General features: G+C 37.4%; 16 protein-coding genes. 15 read left to right on the forward strand and 1 reads right to left on the reverse strand.

Going from position 1 to position 16,831, the window contains the following annotated elements:
- The first annotated feature begins 7 nt into the window (after positions 1-7).
- From gcvH to QMD71_01835, 4 genes are all read left to right on the forward strand, one after another.
- Complete coding sequence (gcvH, locus tag QMD71_01820; GenBank protein ID MDI6839587.1) at positions 8-385, forward strand: glycine cleavage system protein GcvH; 378 nt, start codon at positions 8-10, stop codon at positions 383-385.
- Positions 386-461: 76 nt separating this feature from the next.
- Complete coding sequence (gcvPA, locus tag QMD71_01825; GenBank protein ID MDI6839588.1) at positions 462-1,823, forward strand: aminomethyl-transferring glycine dehydrogenase subunit GcvPA; 1,362 nt, start codon at positions 462-464, stop codon at positions 1,821-1,823.
- A complete protein-coding gene (gene nadB, locus QMD71_01830; protein MDI6839589.1) occupies positions 1,824-3,389 on the forward strand; it encodes an L-aspartate oxidase in 1,566 nt (521 codons plus the stop codon).
- An 8-nt stretch (positions 3,390-3,397) separates the two neighbouring features.
- Positions 3,398-7,156: a C25 family cysteine peptidase gene (locus QMD71_01835; protein ID MDI6839590.1), complete on the forward strand. Its 3,759-nt coding sequence runs from the start codon at positions 3,398-3,400 to the stop codon at positions 7,154-7,156.
- 75 nt (positions 7,157-7,231) lie between these two features.
- Here the strand turns inward: QMD71_01835 and guaB are convergent, their stop codons facing one another.
- A complete protein-coding gene (gene guaB, locus QMD71_01840; protein ID MDI6839591.1) occupies positions 7,232-8,656 on the reverse strand; it encodes an IMP dehydrogenase in 1,425 nt (474 codons plus the stop codon).
- Positions 8,657-8,743: 87 nt separating this feature from the next.
- On the opposite strand from guaB, the gene QMD71_01845 reads away from it, so the two are divergent.
- From QMD71_01845 to QMD71_01895, 11 genes are all read left to right on the forward strand, one after another.
- Positions 8,744-8,914, forward strand: coding sequence for a hypothetical protein (locus QMD71_01845; protein MDI6839592.1), 171 nt, complete (start codon positions 8,744-8,746; stop codon positions 8,912-8,914).
- Positions 8,915-8,997: 83 nt separating this feature from the next.
- A complete protein-coding gene (locus QMD71_01850) occupies positions 8,998-9,348 on the forward strand; it encodes a hypothetical protein (protein ID MDI6839593.1) in 351 nt (116 codons plus the stop codon).
- On the forward strand, positions 9,345-10,022 hold the full coding sequence (locus QMD71_01855) for an MFS transporter (protein ID MDI6839594.1): 678 nt from the start codon (positions 9,345-9,347) through the stop codon (positions 10,020-10,022). The genes QMD71_01850 and QMD71_01855 overlap by 4 nt, the downstream gene beginning before the upstream one ends.
- A 69-nt stretch (positions 10,023-10,091) precedes the next feature.
- Positions 10,092-10,511, forward strand: a complete 420-nt coding sequence (gene tsaE, locus QMD71_01860; GenBank protein ID MDI6839595.1) for a tRNA (adenosine(37)-N6)-threonylcarbamoyltransferase complex ATPase subunit type 1 TsaE — start codon at positions 10,092-10,094, stop codon at positions 10,509-10,511.
- Positions 10,492-11,145 carry a tRNA (adenosine(37)-N6)-threonylcarbamoyltransferase complex dimerization subunit type 1 TsaB gene (gene tsaB, locus QMD71_01865; GenBank protein ID MDI6839596.1) on the forward strand — a complete coding sequence of 218 codons (654 nt, stop codon included), beginning with the start codon at positions 10,492-10,494 and terminating at the stop codon, positions 11,143-11,145. The genes tsaE and tsaB overlap by 20 nt, the downstream gene beginning before the upstream one ends.
- Positions 11,142-12,386: a nodulation protein NfeD gene (locus tag QMD71_01870; GenBank protein MDI6839597.1), complete on the forward strand. Its 1,245-nt coding sequence runs from the start codon at positions 11,142-11,144 to the stop codon at positions 12,384-12,386. Before tsaB ends, QMD71_01870 begins: the two co-directional genes overlap by 4 nt.
- A 9-nt stretch (positions 12,387-12,395) precedes the next feature.
- Positions 12,396-13,157: a slipin family protein gene (locus QMD71_01875; GenBank protein ID MDI6839598.1), complete on the forward strand. Its 762-nt coding sequence runs from the start codon at positions 12,396-12,398 to the stop codon at positions 13,155-13,157.
- A gap of 605 nt (positions 13,158-13,762) precedes the next feature.
- Complete coding sequence (locus QMD71_01880) at positions 13,763-14,545, forward strand: DPP IV N-terminal domain-containing protein (GenBank protein MDI6839599.1); 783 nt, start codon at positions 13,763-13,765, stop codon at positions 14,543-14,545.
- Positions 14,520-14,732, forward strand: a complete 213-nt coding sequence (locus QMD71_01885; GenBank protein MDI6839600.1) for a hypothetical protein — start codon at positions 14,520-14,522, stop codon at positions 14,730-14,732. The genes QMD71_01880 and QMD71_01885 overlap by 26 nt, the downstream gene beginning before the upstream one ends.
- Positions 14,733-14,950: 218 nt before the next feature.
- Positions 14,951-16,348, forward strand: a complete 1,398-nt coding sequence (locus QMD71_01890; protein ID MDI6839601.1) for a T9SS type A sorting domain-containing protein — start codon at positions 14,951-14,953, stop codon at positions 16,346-16,348.
- A 32-nt stretch (positions 16,349-16,380) separates the two neighbouring features.
- Positions 16,381-16,821, forward strand: a complete 441-nt coding sequence (locus QMD71_01895) for a hypothetical protein (GenBank protein ID MDI6839602.1) — start codon at positions 16,381-16,383, stop codon at positions 16,819-16,821.
- The last annotated feature ends 10 nt before the right edge of the window (positions 16,822-16,831 follow it).

Consider the following 16,831-nt stretch of genomic DNA (forward strand, 5'->3'; position numbering starts at 1 on the left):
TGATGGTATGGACATTCTGGAAGACTTAAAATATACCAAAACACACGAATGGGTTAAAATTGAAGGTGATATTGTGACTTGTGGGATAACAGATTATGCACAATCAGAACTATCTGATGTTGTCTTTGTTAATCTTTATAAAATAGGTACTTTTGTTGACAAAGGTAGACCAATAGGAACCATAGAGGCAGTTAAAGCTGTTTCTGACATCTATGCACCTGTATCAGGTGAGATTATAGATGTAAACGAGGGACTTGCTAAATCGCCTAATCTTGTAAATCAGGACCCTTATGGTGAGGGTTGGATGGTGAAGATAAAAATCTCTAACCCAAGTGAGTTAGATACCCTTTTAACAGCTGAAGCTTATAAGAAAACTTTACTCTGAACGAAGTGAAGAGTCTCTCACGAGATTCTTTGCTATCGCTCAGAAAGAATGACAAAAAGGTGTACAGGAGTTAAGAATGCCCTTCATTCCTAATACAGATGAAGATAGGAAGAAAATGCTTCATAAAATAGGGGTGAAAAACTTTGATGAACTACTCTCTCCTATTCCTGAACACTTAAGACTTAAAGAGCCTCTAAATCTCCCACCCTCTTTATCAGAGTTTGAAATCAATAAGTTAATGCAAAGAATTTCAAAAATGAATCTTACAACTGAAGATTGTATTTCATTTTTAGGTGCTGGGTGCTACGACCACTATATACCTGCGGCTGTTGATTATGTCATCTCAAGACCCGAATTTTATACTGCCTATACACCATACCAAGCTGAAGCCTCACAAGGGACACTTCAGATAATTTATGAGTATCAGTCAATGATTTGTGAACTCACGGGGATGGATGTTGCAAATGCATCAATGTACGACGGTGGCTCTGCTCTTGCTGAAGCTTGCCATATGGCGAGTTCAATAAAAGGGAGAGAAAAAGTATTAATCTCAGATTCTGTCAACCCATCCTATATACAGTGTGTTAAGACCTATCTCGGTAGTAATAGGGTAATACATATCCCACTTAATAATGGTAGAACTGATGTATCTATTCTCAAAAATATGCTATCCGACAGTATAGCTTGTGTTGTAATTCAGCATCCAAATTTCTTTGGAATACTTGAGCCAGTGAATGAGATAGGGCATTTAGTTCATTTAAGAAACTCACTTTACATAGGAATACCACTTCCAATTTCACTTGGAGTACTATCGCTACCAGGGGATTGGGGTGCAGACATTGTTGTAGCTGAGGGTCAGTCTCTTGGAATTCGTCAATCTTTAGGTGGTCCTGGGCTTGGAATTCTTGCCGCACGTAAAGAATTTATAAGACAAATGCCGGGTAGGATAATCGGAAGAACACAGGATATAGAAGGAAGGCAAGGTTTTGTGATGACACTACAGACACGTGAGCAACACATAAGACGAGAGAAAGCAACATCAAATATATGTACAAATGAAGGACTATGTGCTATTGCTGCCTGTGTTTATCTTACAATTATGGGACCGCAAGGAATGAAGGAAGTTGGTGAACTTTGTTATGCGAAAGCACATTATTTAGCAGAAAGAATAAAGAAAATTACAGGGTTTAGTTTAGTTTATGATGCACCATTCTTCAATGAATTTTTGGTTCAAACACCGGTTTCAGCAGAGGAGATTGTTCAAGCATTAATCAAGGACCATATTTTTGCTGGATTCCCAATTTCAAGGCTTTTCAAACAGCATACACATGAACTTCTTGTAGCAGTGACAGAGAAAAGAACACGCGATGAACTTGATTATTTTATAGAAAAATTGAAAGAGATTAGACCTCAAGAGGTAGCACCTCAAGCTGATTAGGTGGAGACAGATTTCTTAGTTATAGGGAGTGGTATAGCAGGGCTTACGTTTGCAATTAAGGTTTCGGCTTACGGAGATACAGCTGTTATCACAAAGAAAGAAAGTACTGAGACAAACACAAATTATGCACAGGGTGGGATAGCAGCCGCTCTCTCATCTCATGATTCTATTGAGCTACATATCCGAGATACATTGAATGCAGGAAATGGACTTTGTAAAAAAGAAGCTGTCCGTATAATGGCAAATGAGGGACCTAGATTAGTTGTGGAACTTTCAGAATTAGGAGTAGAATTTACAAAAGATAAGGATGATAATTTTGACCTCGGAATGGAGGGTGGTCATTCGGAGCGTAGGATTGTACATGCAAAAGATGCGACAGGGGCAGCAATTGAGACTACTCTTGTCAGGGTAGCAAAAGATAAGGGAATAAAATTGTTTGATAATTGGCTTGCCATTGACTTAATATTAAAAAATAATAGATGCATAGGTGTATGGGTTTTTGATGTTGAGAAAGGGGATGTTTTTCCATTTTTTTCAAAGGCTACTCTTATTGCAACTGGTGGGATAGGTGCAATTTACTTACATACAACTAATCCAAGTATAGCTACTGGCGATGGTATAGCGATGGCTTATAGAGCTGGGGCAAAGATTGCAAATATGGAATTTGTACAGTTTCATCCTACTTCATTTTATGGTAAACGAATTGGAGACCGTGCATTATTACTTTCTGAAGCTATAAGAGGGGAGGGTGGAATATTAAAAACTAAAGATGGGCACTCATTTATGGAGAAATACAATTCAAGGAAGGAACTTGCTCCAAGGGATATAGTTGCAAGGGCAATCCATAAAGAACTTAAGGAAAGTGGCGATGAATATGTGTTACTTGATATCACACATATACCAGAAAAAAGAATAAAGGAGAGATTTCCGACCATTTATGAGGTATGTCTTTCTTTTGGTATAGACATATCAAAGGAGCCAATCCCAGTTGTCCCTGCTGCTCATTATGAATGTGGTGGTATTCTCATAGATATTAGCGGGCTAACTAATATTCCTTGCCTATATGCAGCTGGTGAGTCAGCGTGTGTCGGAGTCCATGGTGCAAATAGGCTGGCATCAAACTCATTATTGGAGTCGCTCGTTTTTGCTCATAGGGCAGCTAATGCGGCATGTAAATCACTTGAAAATGTAGAGTATCCAAAATTACATAAGTTTGCTCAACCAGAAAAGCTATGCGAGTCGAGTATAATTTTAGATTATTTACTCCAAATAAAGAGGATAATGTGGAGCCATGTTGGAATAGTTAGGGATGATAATGGATTGAAATTAGCGAGAAGTGAAGTTCTAAAATATAAACTTGAAATAGAAAACCTTTATAATACTCATAAGCTAACTCTTCCATTAGTTGAGCTCCGTAATGTAGCAACAGTCGCTTCAATAGTTATAGAATGTGCTTTGTGGAGGAAGGAGTCAAGGGGACTTCACTTTAACATTAACTGGCCAGAAAAAGATGATATTCATTATAGGAAAGATACAATTGTAGAAAAAAAAGGTAATTTTAACTAGGAGGATTTATGATTTGCGTATTATTAGGTCTCATTTTAAGCATGGGGGAGCTAACAAAAGATATATATTTCAAGGAAAGTGATATCTTATTTGATAGGGTGAGAGGATACGACGTCATAAGGTTAGAAGGGTGCGACTTTACCAACACACCTAGTGAACCACAACTTCCTGTTAAAACTGTCTATTTTTTACTACCAAATGATTCTAAAGTAAAAGAAGTTAAAGTTAAGTCAGCTGATTTTAAGTGGCTCCCAGGCGAATACAATATATTGCCAGCACAATTACCTCAAATACTTTCAAAGCGAGCCCCTATTAACTTTATTGAACCTAAATTGTCCGTATATAAATCAGTGGATGAGTATCCGGATAAGTTGGTAGAATTTAAAGGAGAAGGCTCAATTCGTGGGTATAGGATTGCTGAACTTCTTGTTTATCCAGTTCAGTGGATTCCTAAAGAGAAGAAGCTTAAACTTTATAGAAGGATTGATATTAGTATTAAACTTGATCCAATAAGTCAACCAACTGTAAAAAATAGACCCAAAGAGATAGAGACTCTTATTAAGTCAGTTGTGGTAAATTCTGATGACTTAACAAATCTAACTCATACAAAGCTAATAGATGAGTTTACCCAATCTATTTACGAGTATTTAATTATAACCTCAGATGCATTAAAATCAGCATTTGAGCCTCTAAGAGACTGGAAGGCAGAAAAAGGTGTTCCTGCTACAATAAGAACTACAGAATGGATAAGTGCCAATTATAATGGTAGGGACCTTGCTGAAAAGATAAGAAATTTCATTATTACAGCACAGGACTCGGGGCTTGTATGGGTTTTACTTGGGGGTGATGTAGATATAGTTCCAGCAAGAATAGCTTATGCAATGACATGTGGGGCAGGATTTATGCCAAATGAGGATAGTCTCTATGCTGACCTATATTACTCGGACCTTGATGGTGATTGGGATGCCAATGGAAATGGGGTGTTTGGTGAAGTAGCTGATAATATTGACTTATATCCAGATGTTTTTGTAGGAAGAGCTCCTGTAAGGAATGCTACGCAAGTTCAAGTATTTGTTAACAAAGTTTTAAATTATGAAAGAAATCCACCCGCTGATTATCTAAAAAATGCCCTATTTTTTGCTGAGATTCTGTGGCACGACCCATACACAGATGGAGGGATTGGTAAAAATATGATTGGCGAATTATTTCCATCAGAGTTTAATATACAAAAGCTTTACCAATCGTTAGGGAATGAGAACCCAAATTCTGTCATTACTGCAATGAATGAAGGCAAAAATCTACTAAATCATGCTGGACATGGCTGGATTTATTTGATGGGAGTGGGTAACGGATATTTAACGGACTCAGATATAGATGGTTTAACAAATGGAAATAAGCAAGGAATATTGTATTCTATAGGGTGCTGGGTAGGTGCATTTGACTATGATTGTATCGCTGAACATTGGGTAAGGAATCCGAATGGCGGAGGGGTTGCCTGTATTGTAAACTCAAGATATGGGTGGGGCTCACCAGGTAATCCCGGATATGGATACTCAGATATATTTGACAAAGGTTTTTATCGTAATATATTCAAGGAGAACATAACTCATATCGGGCAGATACTTGCTAAAACAAAACTTGACTATATCGCATTCTCTCGCGAACCCGATGTATATAGATGGCACCAGTATCAGCTAAATCTACTTGGTGAGCCAGAACTTAATATTTGGACTGATTCCCCATGTAGCTTAGAAGTTGCTCATCCAGAGAGTATATCTATTGGTGAAAGTCTTTTTAGGATAGCAGTCAAAAATGGGAGCACTCCAATACGCGGTGCTCTTGTGTGTTGCATGAAGCCAAATGAAGTTTATGACCGTATTTATACAAATGAGATTGGGGAGGCAAGTTTTTATATAAATCCAAGCTCAATAGGCAGTTTAAAAGTGACCGTGACTTGTCATAATTATTACCCTTATCAAGGGATAGCACAGGTATTTTCAGCTGGTCCTTATCCTGGATATTGGGCACATCGAATTAGTGATTCAGGAGGTAATGGTGAAATAAATCCTGGTGACACTATCACCTTACAAGTTACATTCAAAAACTTTGGTACTGAACAAGCAGATGCGGTAACTGCAATTCTGAAGACCAATGACCCTTACATAACTATTTCAGACTCAGTTGCTAATTTTGGTAATATTGCTCCAGGGGATACGGCTATAGATGATTTTGTTTTCCAAGTCAACCCCTTATGTATACTCACACATATAATTCAATTTACTTTAGATATTATAAATTTTGGCTCTCATACTCTAAATCTCATGATTCAGACACCAGTGTTAACCTACAAATATTATTTAGTAGATACAATTCCTGAACCAGGTGATACTTTTAACCTATTGATTAGTATAAAAAATAGTGGAACTGGAGAAGCAATAAATATAGATGGCATACTTTACTCCCAAAACCCTTATATCACAATTCTTGATAGTATTGCAAACTTTGGTAGTCTTAAACCAGATTCTTCTGGCACCGCCCTGTATACTGTTAGGATAAATCAAACATGTCCATCTCCTTACTTTACAAATTTTGTCTTAAATCTATCAACCGGTCCTTATTCATTTACAGACACTTTTTTACTCAAAATTGGGTACTCTGAATTCTCAGACAATGTTGAATCTGGGGTTGGTGGCTGGACTCACGGTGGTACTGATGACTTATGGCATATTACGGAAAGAGACTGTCACTCTCAAACTCATTCATGGTGGTGTGGTGATGACGGTTCACAAGGGTATCATAATAATATGAATGCATGGCTTTTGTCTCCTAAATTCGTAGTAGGGCATGACTCATGGCTATCATTTTGGTACAGGTTTGATGTTGCAATTTATGGAGTGGATGGTATTTATGTAGAAGTTGGTGATGGAAATAACTGGGATACACTTGATTTTATAGGGTCTGGTGGTGCATTAGATAGTATTTATATGGGAAACGATTGGGTTATTGGAGCATACCCACTTAATTATCCAGTTGGCTCTGAACTTAGAGTCAGGTTTAGTTTTATATCTGATAAAGAGGATGTAGGTGAAGGCTTTTACATTGATGATATCCAAGTTGGGTATCCAGTCCAGATAGCTAATCTTAGGATTAATGATTCATTAGGAAATCTTGACAGTGAGTTAAATCCTGGTGAGATAGTGAATTTTAGGGTTGAACTCATAAATACTGGAACATCTAGCATTAGTGATGCTTATGCATTACTCACAAGTTACGACCCTTACATTACTATTTTAGATGATAGTTCTTACTTTGGTAACATTGAACCGGGAAATTTGGCCAATAATTTTACTAATCAATATCTACTTAAATGTAGCCAATTTGCTACACCGGGTTCTAAGGTTAGATTTGCTTTAAAAATTATAGGTAATTATGGCTCCTATGTCTGTATAAAGAATTTTACCACTAAAATTGGACCAAAAGTTGGAATAGAAGAAAATGTGGCTTACAAATTTTACCTATCACAAAATAAACCAAATCCATTCATAAACAAGACGATTATTTGTTATTCACTGCCAAGATATGAGCCACAAGTCCGACTCACAATCTACGACCTTGCAGGAAGAGTTGTTCAAACGCTTATAGATAAGCCTCAAGACCCTGGTCTCTATGAAGTTGAATGGATTTCTGTTGGTGTTTATTCTGGTGTTTATTTTTACAAGTTAACTGCAGGAGCAAAATCTGCAGCTAAAAAGCTAATTATAATGTAAAAAGCTAAAAAAAAGTATCACAAAAATCGTTTTTCTTGCCAATGTCATTGCGAGCGTAAGCGAAGCAATCTCAAGTTAATAGTTAGGCGGTTCTTTTGTGATAACTATTTCGTGCGGGTGTGATTCACGTAAGCCTGCCTGAGTTATTCGTATGAATTCATGCTTAGTTTGAAGTTCTTTGATATTTTTAGCCCCACAATATCCCATACCAGATTTTAACCCTCCAACAAGTTGATAGATAACTTCAGCAACATAACCTCTGTATGGAACCCTTCCCTCCACTCCTTCAGGAACAAATTTCTTCACCTCTTCTTGAAAGTATCTATCACTTGAACCTCTCTCCATTGCTCCAATAGAACCCATAGCTCTGTATTCCTTATACTGCCTACCCTCAAACAATATCGTTTCTCCTGGTGACTCATCAGTTCCTGCAAACAAGCTACCAATCATAACTGTTGATGCTCCAGCAGCGATTGCCTTAACGATATCACCAGAATACCTTATGCCACCATCCGCAATTATTGGAACACGAGAGGTTTTAGCACACTCAATTATAGCGGTGAGTTGGGGTAATCCAACTCCTGCAATTACTCGTGTGGTACATATAGAGCCCGGTCCTATACCAACCTTTACTGCATCCACATTTAATTCACATATAGCTTTTGCTGCTTCAGAAGTAGCTATGTTGCCAACAACAAGTTCAATATCTGGGAATAATTTCCTTAAATTTTTTGTCATCTCAATCACTGACTTGGAATGCGCATGTGCAGTGTCAACTACAACTACATCGCATCCACATCTTATAACCTCTTTTGCTCTGTCAATCGTATCCTTCGCAATACCAACTGCTGCCCCTACACGTAATCTGCCAAGTTTATCTTTGGTTGCATTCGGGAATACTTCTTTTTTCATTAAATCTTTTAGAGTAACAAGTCCCTTCAAGATGTGTCTTTTATCTATAATAGGCAATTTTTCTACTTTATATTGCTTTAAGAGACGCAATGCCTCTTGTTCAGTAATCCCGGGTTTTCCAGTTATGAGATTAGATTTAGTCATAACATCACTCACCTTTTTGTTCATATTCTTTTCAGTTCCCATATCTCGTTTAGTCAATATTCCAACAAGTTTTCCTTTTGAGTCCACAATTGGAAAACCAGATATACTGTATAACTCCATTAATTCTTTGGCGCGAGCTAATTTTTCTTCAGGTCCTATAGTTATTGGAGACCTAACTATTCCACTCTCATGCCGCTTTACCTTCTCTACTTCTTGAGCTTGTTGTTCTATGGATAAATTCTTGTGAATAATACCAATCCCACCCTCTCTGGCTACTGCAATTGCCATACTTGATTCTGTCACTGTGTCCATAGCAGCTGAGACTATTGGGATAGAGAGAAATATATTACGGGTAAGTTTAGTCCTAACATCTACTATGCATGGTAAGACAGAAGATTCTTTCGGAACAAGAAGTACATCGTCAAAAGTGAGCCCTTCTCTCATTGTTATATCACTATAAAAAGAATAGTATAATTTGTCAAGTTTTTTGTGTTGCATTTTTGATACTTGTTTGTATAATATCCTTTACAAATGGGAGATAACAGCAATAATAGGCTTAAAAAAGCGGGTCTAAAAACAAGTGTAAAGGAGGAGGCTGCTGCTTCTGTAATGTTTGGATTAGGTGATTCATATAATATCACCGTATGCAATTGCAGTGGGAGCGACTCCTTTCCAACTCGCTATTTTGACATCAATTCCTAACTTAGTAGGCTCTTTTTCACAGCTCTCTGCAACTAAAGCAATAGAAAAAAAATAGCCGTAAAGCTATAACCACAAAATTTGTAATGTTTCACGCATTGATGTGGCTTCCTATGATTGGGTCTATATTCTTGTACTCAAAAGGACTAAGATTTATTCCTGTACTTATTATTTTTCTATGGACAGTTTACCTTTCGTGTGTAAATTTTGCATTACCTGCTTGGCTTTCATGGATGGGTGACCTTGTACCAGAAAATAAGAGAGGTAGATATTTTAGTATAAGAAGCACAATTTGTAATAGTGTGTTACTGACTGCAACACTATTGGCAGCAGTTTTTCTTGATTCTTTAAAAAAGTCAAATTTGTTGTTTTTAGGATTTGGTACCCTATTCTTTTTTTTGCAATGGTTTTTAGACTCATATCAGCCTTTCTATTGACAAAACAGTATGAACCCACTCTTAAAGTGGATAGTAGTTATTATTTTAGCTTTGCCCAATTTGTTAAAAGAATGAAAGGTAACAATTTTGATAGATTTGTGATATTCATTATGCTTATGTATTTATCAACTTTTGTTGCAGCTCCATTTTTTACGCCCTATATGTTACGTGACCTAAAATTTAACTATATCCTGTTTATTCTTATAGCAACTGTAACGCCAGTCTTAATTAATATTGTAACTGGACCATTGTGGGGTAGATTTTCTGATAGATTTGGAAATGTGGTGACTTTAAGAATTTGTAGTGTATTTGTGAGTATAACCCCACTTTTGTGGCTCATTTCTCCTAATCCTTATTATCTTATTTTTGTACCCGCACTTATAGGTGGGAGTGGGTGGGCTGGTTTTGGACTTGCTTCATCCAATTTTATTTATGATGCCGTATCAAGACAGCGTCGTGGGTTATGTTTTGCTTATTATAATGTCTTAAATGGGATAAGCATCTTTATTGGAGCAACAATTGGTGGCTTAATAGTGAAACTACCGTTGCATCTTATGAATATTTTCCTTTTTACTTTCCTCATATCGGGCATTCTACGTTTTACAGCATTCGCAGTAATGATACCAAAAATAAAAGAAGTGAGGGTAGTAGATAGAGTAGATAGATATTTATAGAACTAATTTCACTATAGTACATTTTTTCTTTGACTTTTCAAGAATTTAAGATATATTTAAATTTAAAATGTGATATCTTATAGCGAGCAAGAGACAATAGAATTTGGTAAGAAATTAGGTAAAAAATTAAAATCAGGTGATATTGTAGCCTTATATGGTGAATTGGGAGCTGGTAAGACTGTACTTATAAAAGGAATTGTGAAAGGAATTGGGTGCGATACTCAAGTTAAAAGTCCATCTTTTGTTTTTGTGCATGAATATAAAGGTAAATTTCCTGTATATCATGTAGACTTATATAGAGTAAATAATCTAAAAGATGTCTTAAGTCTTGGTATTCAAGAGTTCCTTAAAAGTGATGGAATTTGTCTTATTGAGTGGGCAGAAAATGCAAAAGATATTATCCCATTGCCCCATATTAAGATTAGACTTAAAATATTAAACGAAAATATTAGAGATATAAGTATTTCAAATGTTGGTCTTGGGGATTGAAACTTCAAGTTTTACTTTAGGATTAGGACTTGTGGAGGATGATAAAGTGGTGTTTGACTTGTTTGTTAATTCAGGAACTCCACAGAGTGAGGATATCATTAGAATAATGAAAGAATGGATAGGCGACCCTACTCAGATAGATGGCTTTGGCGTATCTTTAGGGCCCGGCTCTTTCACTGGGTTAAGGGTAGGGTTAGCTACTGTAAAGGGACTTGCAATTGGGTTGAATAAGCCTGTTTTTGGGATTCCAACTCTTGATGCATTCTTAGTTGGTGTCCCTTATACAGAATACAGAATTACACCAATTATTGATGCAAAAAGGGGCGATATCTATGCTGCAAGCTATGAAAAGGATGGAAAAAGGATTACACCGTATCTTGCAACAAATCCAGTAGAGTTCTTTGACCAGCTTGAAGGTGAACACATATTTGTAGGGGACGGGGTACGGGTTTACTCAGATTTAATAAATGAAAAACTCGGTCGTAGGGCGCATTTTGTATCTCCTAACCCTGATTTTCCGAGAGGTTCGTGGGTTGCGTCAATCGCACTCAATAGATTAAAAAAATGTGATTTTGACCAGGTTGACTCATTAGAGCCTATATATTTACATCCACCAAGAATTATAAAGAAATGAGCTATTTTTTAATACTTTTACTTTTGACTCATATTGATGTAGCAAAACTTAGTGGTATAATCCATCCTACATCTGCAAGTTATGTAATAAGGGCAATTAAACAAGCAGAGGATGATGGTGCAGAGTGTCTGATAATTGAGCTTGACACTCCTGGTGGACTTGATGAAGCAATGAGACAAATAACCAAATCTATTCTTAATGCACGTGTTCCAGTAATTGTCTATGTTTATCCGTCGGGTGCAAGATGTGCTTCAGCTGGTGTATTTGTTACACTCTCAAGTCACATTGCTGCAATGACACCCGGAACAAATATTGGGGCAGCTCATCCTGTGGCGATGGGTGGAGAAATGAAAAAAGAGATGGAAGATAAGGTAGTAAACGATGCAGTTAGTTATATAAAATCAATTGCTAAGAAAAAGGGTAAAAATGAGAAATGGGCTGAAGATGCGGTTCGTAAATCTGTAAGTATTACTGCAGAAGAAGCGATAAAACTCAATGTAATTGATATTGTCGCAGACGACTTACCACAACTCTTAGATAAACTTGACGGACGTGAAATAAAGCTTGAATCTATGATAAAAGTCTTACACACTAAGGGTCAGGAAATAAGGGAAATACAGTGGACTTTTAGAGAGAGGTTTTTATCTACATTAGCAAACCCAAATATAGCATATATACTTCTTATAATTGGACTCTATGGTATCATACTTGAGTTTTCTCATCCGGGTACAATCTTCCCGGGTGTATGTGGTACTATTTCACTTATACTTGCATTTTATGCTTTCCAAATATTACCTGTAAATTATGCAGGTGTAGCTCTTATTATTCTTGCATTTGGTCTATTTATACTTGAAGCACTAACACCAACCTATGGCCCACTTGCAATAGGGGGAACTGTTTCTTTAGCTCTCGGCTCTATAATGCTTATAAGAGCGGGGATTCCATTTCTAGAAGTCTCTCGTCCAGTAATAATTACAGTCGTTGCTGTTACTGCATCATTTTTTGTATTTGCTTTATCAATGGCATTTAAGGCAATGAGGAAGAAACCAACTACTGGAGAAAAGGGGCTGATAGGAGAGATAGCAGAAGTAAGAGATAGAATTGAGCAAGGAAAGGAGGGGAGAGTGTTTGTTTTAGGAGAATGGTGGAAGGCAGAATCTGACGAAACAATAGAAGTGGGTGAAAAAGTAAGGGTAGTAAAAGTAAATAGACTTATCCTTAAAGTGGAGAGGATAAAATAGGAGGGAATCATGGGTATTGCGATAGCTTTTATTGTATTTTTTGTCATAATACTTCTCGCTAATGCAATAAAGGTGCTTCCAGAGTATGAGCGTGGAGTGTTATTTAGACTTGGTAGATTTGTCGGGATTAGGGGACCCGGACTTGTAGTTATCATACCATTCATTGATAGACTTGTGAGAGTCTCACTTAGAGTTGTTACATTAGATGTGCCTTCTCAAGATGTAATAACTAAGGATAATGTGTCAACAAAAGTGAATGCAGTGGTTTATTTTAGAGTGATGGATCCGGGAAAGGCAGTTATACAGGTGCAGGATTACCTTTATGCTACATCTCAAATATCTCAAACTACTTTAAGGAGCGTGCTGGGACAGGCAGAGCTTGATGAGTTACTTGCTGAGAGAGAGAAAATCAACAAAAGGTTACAGGAGATAATCGACGAGCAAACTGACCCATGGGGAATAAAAGTATCAGTTGTGGAAGTGAAGTATGTAGAACTCCCTGAAACGATGAAACGAGCAATGGCTAAACAGGCAGAGTCGGAGAGGGAGCGTCGTGCAAAGGTAATACATGCAATGGGTGAATATGAGGCATCAGAAAAACTTAGAGAGGCATCAGAGGTTCTAAGTAGGTCACCATCTGGTTTACAACTCAGATTCTTACAAACACTTACAGAAGTATCAGCAGAGAAAAACTCTACTATCATCTTTCCATTGCCTATAGAACTTATTAAGCCGTTGTTTGGAAAACAGTGGGACTCAAGCAGTAAGTAATTGATTAATATAGCCATATCTTTTACGGTCTAATTAAAATGTCGTTGCGAGTCCCGATAAGTGTTGGGACGAAGCAATCTCATAACCTAGCAATATAGAAGGGGACACTTCTATTTTTGATACGGATATATATAACTGGTGATGTGTGGGTAGATGAGGGAGTTACTTTGACTATTAAACCCGGGGTGAAGATTTGGATAGAACCTTGGAGTGATGACCAGCGGAGTGCATAAAAATAAGTTGCAAAATTGGGAAAATGGATTAATATATAGTAAACAATGGAGAGAAATAAAATATTGTGGTTGATAGAAAAAAATATAGGAGTCAAGGAGAGAGGTAAAACCATAAATGTGAGCTCTGTCCCCTTCACACCCTGAAACAAATAAATGGTCGCTGTGAGGCTGTCCAATAATTATTAGAGGTGGTGCAAGAATGGTGAACGACCTTCAAAATGGACTCATTTTTGCAAGTAATATGGTGAGTTGTTACTATATATCACCTTATTTTGATGCGAAAGTGGTGAATGTTATACGGTAATTTGAATTGTCAGACAGCCTCGCTGTCCCTTATTTCCCTACAATGGAAGGCCAAAGAGTTATAGGGAAGTGAAAAGTTTGATTTTATTGATGAGTGTAGTTGTTTTTCTTTTAAATAGTTGTAGGCGAAATTCAAACAATGCAGTAGAACCACCAACACCAGTTTATCTGCAAATTGACGATGGCCCTGCTTGGTCGCCCGATGGGGGTACTATTGCATATTACCATTCACATGTCACTAAGATCTGGAAGAATGGTGCTTGTTCTGTTAATCGGGATTCAACTGGAATCTGGTTTATTGATACGGCTGGCTCAAATTATCAGATGTTTTTAAATCTAAAGGAGTGGAGTGCTGGCTCTCCTGATTGGTCGCCAGATGGGAACAAACTTGCTTTTGTGAGGGGAGCACACATTTATACTATCAATGTGGATGGTAGTGGTTTAACTTGCTTAACTTGTGACGAAGAAGGTCGCTTCTTCTTCCCGGATTGGTCGGCTGATGGTAAAAAGATTGCATATGATTGTACCACTGAGCCTCCTGGAAGGGGAATATGGGTTATGGAGGCTGGTGGGGAGAACAAAAGGTATCTAATACCTTTTTGGCGCTCTCCCGATTGGTCACCTGACGGAGCAAAATTTGTCTGTGAAGGAGGCCTTGGTTCAACCGGGGCTGGATCTCAAATTTGGGTTATAGATACTACTGGAACAAATGCAAAGCAATTAACATTTTTGGGCATAAGGAATATAGATCCGGTCTGGTCTCCTGATGGAGCAAAAATTGTTTTTTTCATCACAAGCAAATGGAGAAGTCCCTCAAGTCTGGGTAATGGATTTCGATGGAAGCGATCCTAAAAAGTTAACTACAGAAGGAGGTGTTGCTCCAAACTGGTCACCTGATGGTAAGAAGATCGTCTATAGTCAGTATAATGGTTGGGAATTCACTTCTGAGAGTGGTATGCTCTGGATTATGGATGCAGATGGCTCAAATAAACGGCAGCTGACTTCTTATAATGTAGAACTTATTGAAGATGGTCCTTAAAAGTAAGTGAAATAATAGTGTCAAGTCTGATTTTTTCTCTCGGGAATTTAGAGCTAAAATTAAAATGAAGAAATAAAATATCGTGGTTGATAGAAAAAATATAGGAGTCAAGGAGAGAGGCAGAACCATAAATATGGGCTCTGTCCCCTTTGCGCCTTATAGGTGCTGAAGATGTATATAAATATGACCATATTCATGTGTTGTATGGAAATTAAGAAATGAAAAAAATATTTATTATATTAGTGCTTTTAACCCCAATTCAAGCATTTTCATGGACGCCACCGGTTCAGATATCAAATTCTGGAGTGGCTCCCGCTGTGACGAGTGATAAAAGGGGATGGATTCATGTTGTGTGGTGGTGTAAAACAAAAATAAATGAAGCAAGGTACGATCATATATTCTATTCCTGCAACAGTGGGACTGGTTGGTCTTCTCCCCTTGACATATCCCCTAATGCTACAGGGGCAGGGAATGTAGCTATTACCACAGATACATTGAATTGGATACATGTGACATGGACAGATTTTGGTCCTTATGTTGGGAAGCTTTACTACACCTATTACAATGGCACTAACTGGGCTACTCCAATTTGTATGGCTGAGATCTTGCCAAACTGCTCAGCTTTAGGGACGAGTGATTTAATTTGCGATTCTTTAAACAACCTCCATTTAGTATGGAGCGGTAGTCCTGATATAGGTGGAAATACGGAGATTTTTTACAGCAAATTTGATGGACACGCTTGGAGTTATCCTATAAATGTTTCCAATGATTTACCTCACTCTGCAAAGATTAATATAGCGATAGATTTGAAAGATAATTTACATGTAGTATGGCAAGATTATACCGGTAATTACGGGGTACGTTACTCCAAATATAATGGGACATCGTGGTCACCATCTGTCCTACTCCCAGATATATCACCTGGTCAATCTGTATATCCCAGAATAGGTATAGATACATTTTGTTTGCCACATGTGGTATGGGAGGAGAGAACTCCTGGCCCTGCACAAAACGAAATAGTTTATACTCATTATGAGGGTGACACTTGGTGTCCCTGCACGCTATTATTTACAGCCGAAATTGCCAGTCAACCTGTAATAGTAAGCGATTCTCAAAATAGAGTATATGTTGTATGGACCGGATTGGGAGGATTATATTATAGTTTTTGGGAAAATGGTTCTTGGTCTCAACCAGACACTATCCCAAGTGCAAAAGGTTATGCTGATTTAACAATAGACAAGATACAAACTACCCTTCATTTAGTATGGTATTCTCACGACGGAATCTGGTACAGTAGACATAATTTATTAAGAATAGAGGAGAAGCTAAATCATACTTACGGATTTATGTTAGATACTTTTCCTAATCCTTGCTATGGAGGAATTAAAATTTATTATAGCCTATCCAAATTCCACAGTGTAAATATCATAATATCAGATATAGCAGGGCAAGTAATTGATAAGGTTGATTTAGGGTACCAATCTTCAGGTGAGCATAAATTCGTGCTTCCACTTGGGAGATTTAAGAAGGGAGGTATACTATGTTCAGGTGTTTATTTTCTTACTTTAAAGGCAGGGGGGCGTATTACAACGAGAAAAGTGGTTGTAGTGCATTAAGCCTAAAACCTTTAGTTAAGGGAGAAGAAAAGATGAAGAAGGTATTATTCGCTTTATTGCTAATGCTTTTTACATTTAATTTCACTATAAAAAGTTATGCAATACCCAACCACAATGCAGTTCTAATCTGTGGTGAGACTGCAGATAAGTTAGCAGATACCACTTGGGAGTGGGGTGGAATAGGAGAAAGGATAAAAAGTGGTGAAGCAGAGCCACAGCCAATGAAAGAGTTCTGGCTAGATACATATCTTATGTGGGAACTGCTGTTTGATAATTCACACTATAAATTATATTGTCCTGACCCAGAAGCTGAAGATGCGTATAAATATGACCATATCCATGTGCTATATGGAGAAGGCGAGGATTGGGATGATCCCTATTATAATAAGCGTTATATTGAAGCAAAAAATAATGGTGTCAAGTCTGATTTTTTCTCTCAGGAATTTAGAGCTAAAATTAAAATGAAGAAATAAAATATCGTGG

The organism is bacterium (assembly GCA_030018315.1).
Classification (GTDB): domain Bacteria; phylum Hydrothermota; class UBA3073; order JACQXS01; family JAGMCI01; genus JASEGA01.

Coding starts and splice junctions, on each gene's coding strand:
- QMD71_01875 (MDI6839598.1), top strand. CDS start 12,396: ATGGGTATTGCGATAGCTTTTATTGTATTTTTTGTCATAATACTTCTC.
- QMD71_01885 (MDI6839600.1), top strand. CDS start 14,520: ATGGATTTCGATGGAAGCGATCCTAAAAAGTTAACTACAGAAGGAGGT.
- QMD71_01845 (MDI6839592.1), top strand. CDS start 8,744: ATGGGAGATAACAGCAATAATAGGCTTAAAAAAGCGGGTCTAAAAACA.
- QMD71_01895 (MDI6839602.1), top strand. CDS start 16,381: ATGAAGAAGGTATTATTCGCTTTATTGCTAATGCTTTTTACATTTAAT.
- QMD71_01870 (MDI6839597.1), top strand. CDS start 11,142: ATGAGCTATTTTTTAATACTTTTACTTTTGACTCATATTGATGTAGCA.
- QMD71_01890 (MDI6839601.1), top strand. CDS start 14,951: ATGAAAAAAATATTTATTATATTAGTGCTTTTAACCCCAATTCAAGCA.
- gcvPA (MDI6839588.1), top strand. CDS start 462: ATGCCCTTCATTCCTAATACAGATGAAGATAGGAAGAAAATGCTTCAT.
- tsaB (MDI6839596.1), top strand. CDS start 10,492: ATGTTGGTCTTGGGGATTGAAACTTCAAGTTTTACTTTAGGATTAGGA.
- QMD71_01850 (MDI6839593.1), top strand. CDS start 8,998: ATGTTTCACGCATTGATGTGGCTTCCTATGATTGGGTCTATATTCTTG.
- guaB (MDI6839591.1), bottom strand. CDS start 8,656: ATGAGAGAAGGGCTCACTTTTGACGATGTACTTCTTGTTCCGAAAGAA.
- gcvH (MDI6839587.1), top strand. CDS start 8: ATGGACATTCTGGAAGACTTAAAATATACCAAAACACACGAATGGGTT.
- QMD71_01835 (MDI6839590.1), top strand. CDS start 3,398: ATGATTTGCGTATTATTAGGTCTCATTTTAAGCATGGGGGAGCTAACA.